Origin of the sequence: Planktothrix tepida PCC 9214 (assembly GCF_900009145.1) — a bacterium.
In the GTDB taxonomy this organism is placed as follows: domain Bacteria; phylum Cyanobacteriota; class Cyanobacteriia; order Cyanobacteriales; family Microcoleaceae; genus Planktothrix; species Planktothrix tepida.
In genome coordinates this window covers 1-3,107 of sequence record NZ_LN889814.1, presented here as the reverse complement: position 1 = coordinate 3,107, position 3,107 = coordinate 1, and the positions used below count along the sequence as shown (strand labels likewise).

Genomic DNA, 3,107 nt, shown 5'->3' with positions numbered 1-3,107 from the left:
AGGAGACGATACATTTTCTCAGCATTATTATGTATTGAATTCCAATGGGGGTATGGTATTCCCTCTGGAAGTTCGCCAGAAATTGAGTATTTCTGAACAACCGATTAACGCCAACGCGACGAATCAAGAAATCTTTGAACATTTCAATCGAGAAAGCTTTGAAGTTTCTGTCCCTGAAAAGATTGGCGGTGCAATTTTGACAGGAAATAATCGCACCTTGCAAAATTTACAAACAGATCTTCAAGAAACGCTAGGAACTGAATCTTCTGAACTCAATCAATTGGCTCAACAAATTTTAACTCGGTTTGATGCCAATACCCAATGGGATTTCTCTATGTTTGCTCCTTTCTCCCAATTGCCAGGAGATTTACCGAGTAGTCAGCCCATTCTGATACAAGCCAATGTAGCTTTATCACAACAAACAGGAGTCGGAAATCAACAAATTAGCTTGATTGATAGTACGGATTTGCCTAATTCTATTATTCAACTCCAAAATATTAATGTTGCTTTATTAAGGGGGCAAATGCAACTCTTGGGCGATGCCGGAAAAAATATTGTTGTTGGAGATAAACTAGGCCAAACCATTGCATTAGGTCAAGGAGATGATGAAGCACATGGCGGCGCTGCTGGAGATCTTCTCTATGGTGGAAAAGATAATGANCCGACAATATCACCAACTCCAACGCCGACAATATCACCAACTCCAACGCCGATAATATCACCAAATCTAACGCCGACGATAACACCAAATCCAACACCGACGATAACACCAAATCCAACACCGACCCCAACTCCAACGCCCACACCGACGTTAGAACCGACTCCAACGCCCACACCGACGTTAGAACCAACGCCTACACCGACGTTAGAACCAACTCCAACTCCAACACCGACAATATCACCGACTCCAACGCCCACACCGACGTTAGAACCAACTCCAGCGCCGACAATAGCTCCAACGCCCACACCCTTACCAACCTTAGCCCCGACGCCAACACCTACACCAACCTTAGCCCCTACCCCAACACCATTACCTCCTGGTGATACCACTCCCCCGACGGCTATCATTGAGCAAAATCGTCCCCCCTCTGACAATATTGCTAAAGACCTGGGGCTTACCCCAGAACAACTAGCGGCAACACCACTGTTTCAAGCAACATTGGCACTGCAGGGAGATCCCAGGGCGGCACTTGAAGCATTTGTATCTAAAACGAAGGCTAGTAGTCTCTTTGATAAGTCGGTATTCATCAATTCCGCCTTTGTAAGCCTAATAGCAAGCTTTGCAAATTCATCTGACCTTATACAAGCATTGAACGGACTAAGTACTGAAAAATTTGGTTTGCTAAATCGATTAGGTTCTAAGGTTCTTGACGGTTTCAGGTTCAGACTCGATAGAAATGAAATCTCAAATGTTCAATACCTTGTTTACAAGTATATTAAACCGAAAAAAATTGTCACCAGTAATTCCAATAGACAGCGTAGCAATAATAACGAGCGTAGCGGCATGGAATATCAAGAAACCTTAATCGCACCTCAATATGATGTGATATCCTTTGTTGATGACCTGGCATCTGAGAACTTTAATTCTATCCCCCTGTTAGATCCAGGAGACGATACATTTTCTCAGCATTATTATGTATTGAATTCCAATGGGGGTATGGTATTCCCTCTGGAAGTTCCCCAGAAATTGAGTATTTCTGAACAACCGATTAAGGCCAACGCGACGAATCAAGAAATCTTTGAACATTTCAATCGAGAAAGCTTTGAAGTTTCTGTCCCTGAAAAGATTGGCGGTGCAATTTTGACAGGAAATAATCGCACCTTGCAAAATTTACAAACAGATCTTCAAGAAACGCTAGGAACTGAATCTTCTGAACTCAATCAATTGGCTCAACAAATTTTAACTCGGTTTGATGCCAATACCCAATGGGATTTCTCTATGTTTGCTCCTTTCTCCCAATTGCCAGGAGATTTACCGAGTAGTCAGCCCATTCTGATACAAGCCAATGTAGCTTTATCACAACAAACAGGAGTCGGAAATCAACAAATTAGCTTGATTGATAGTACGGATTTGCCTAATTCTATTATTCAACTCCAAAATATTAATGTTGCTTTATTAAGGGGGCAAATGCAACTCTTGGGCGATGCCGGAAAAAATATTGTTGTTGGAGATAAACTAGGCCAAACCATTGCATTAGGTCAAGGAGATGATGAAGCACATGGCGGCGCTGCTGGAGATCTTCTCTATGGTGGAAAAGATAATGATTTGCTATGGGGAAATCAAGACAATGATAACTTATTTGGAGATTTAGGAAATGATAGTNTATTGCTAACTCATTTCCAATGGCGATTTTCCCTAAACTCTCGGCAACCATCCTGCGAGTATTTTCATCCTCAGTGGTTTCTAAGTGCCGAATTAACGCCCGTATTGCTAACTCATTTCCAACAGCAATTTTCCCTAAAATAAAGGCAACACCCAAGCGAGTATCTTCATCCTTAGTGGTTTCTAAGAGCCGAATTAACGCCTGTATTGCTAACTTATTTCCAACGGCAATTTTCCCTAAACTATCGGCAACGAAACTGCGAGTATATTTATCCTCAGTGGTTTCTAAAATCCCAATTAACACCCGAATTGCTAACTCATTTCCGGGGTCAATTTTCCCTAAACTATCTGCAACATAGCGGCGAGTAAATACATCCTCAGTGGTTTCTAAAACCCCAATTAACGCCCGAATTGCTAACTCATTTCCAACAGCAATTTTCCCTAAACTCTCGACAAAACACCTGCGAGTTTTTTGATCCTTAGTGGTTTCTAAAACCCCAATTAACGCCCGAATTGCGGCGATTTTCCCTAAACTCTCGGCAACATAAATGCGATTATATTCATCCTCAGTGGTTTCTAAAACTCCAATTAACGCCCGAATTACTAACTCATTCCCAGGGGCGATCTTCCCTAAACTATCGGCAACATAGCTGCGAGTAAATACATCCTCAGTGGTTTCTAAAACCCCAATTAACGCCCGAATTGCTAACTCATTTCCAATGGCGATTTTCCCTAAACTCTCGGCAACCATCCTGCGAGTATTTTCATCCTCAGTGGTTTCTAA

At 42.1% G+C, this 3,107-nt stretch carries 1 protein-coding gene and 1 pseudogene; one reads left to right on the top strand and one right to left on the bottom strand.

Features of this window, described 5'->3' with window-relative positions; all coding sequences use genetic code 11:
• Positions 1-52: 52 nt before the first annotated feature.
• Entirely contained in the window at positions 53-2,467 is a 2,415-nt protein-coding gene (locus PL9214_RS33120; protein WP_369325967.1) for a calcium-binding protein, read from the top strand.
• Here the strand turns inward: PL9214_RS33120 and PL9214_RS26690 are convergent.
• Positions 2,388-3,107 (bottom strand): annotated as a pseudogene (locus PL9214_RS26690) (HEAT repeat domain-containing protein); the annotation flags it as partial. The gene PL9214_RS33120 and the pseudogene PL9214_RS26690 overlap by 80 nt on opposite strands.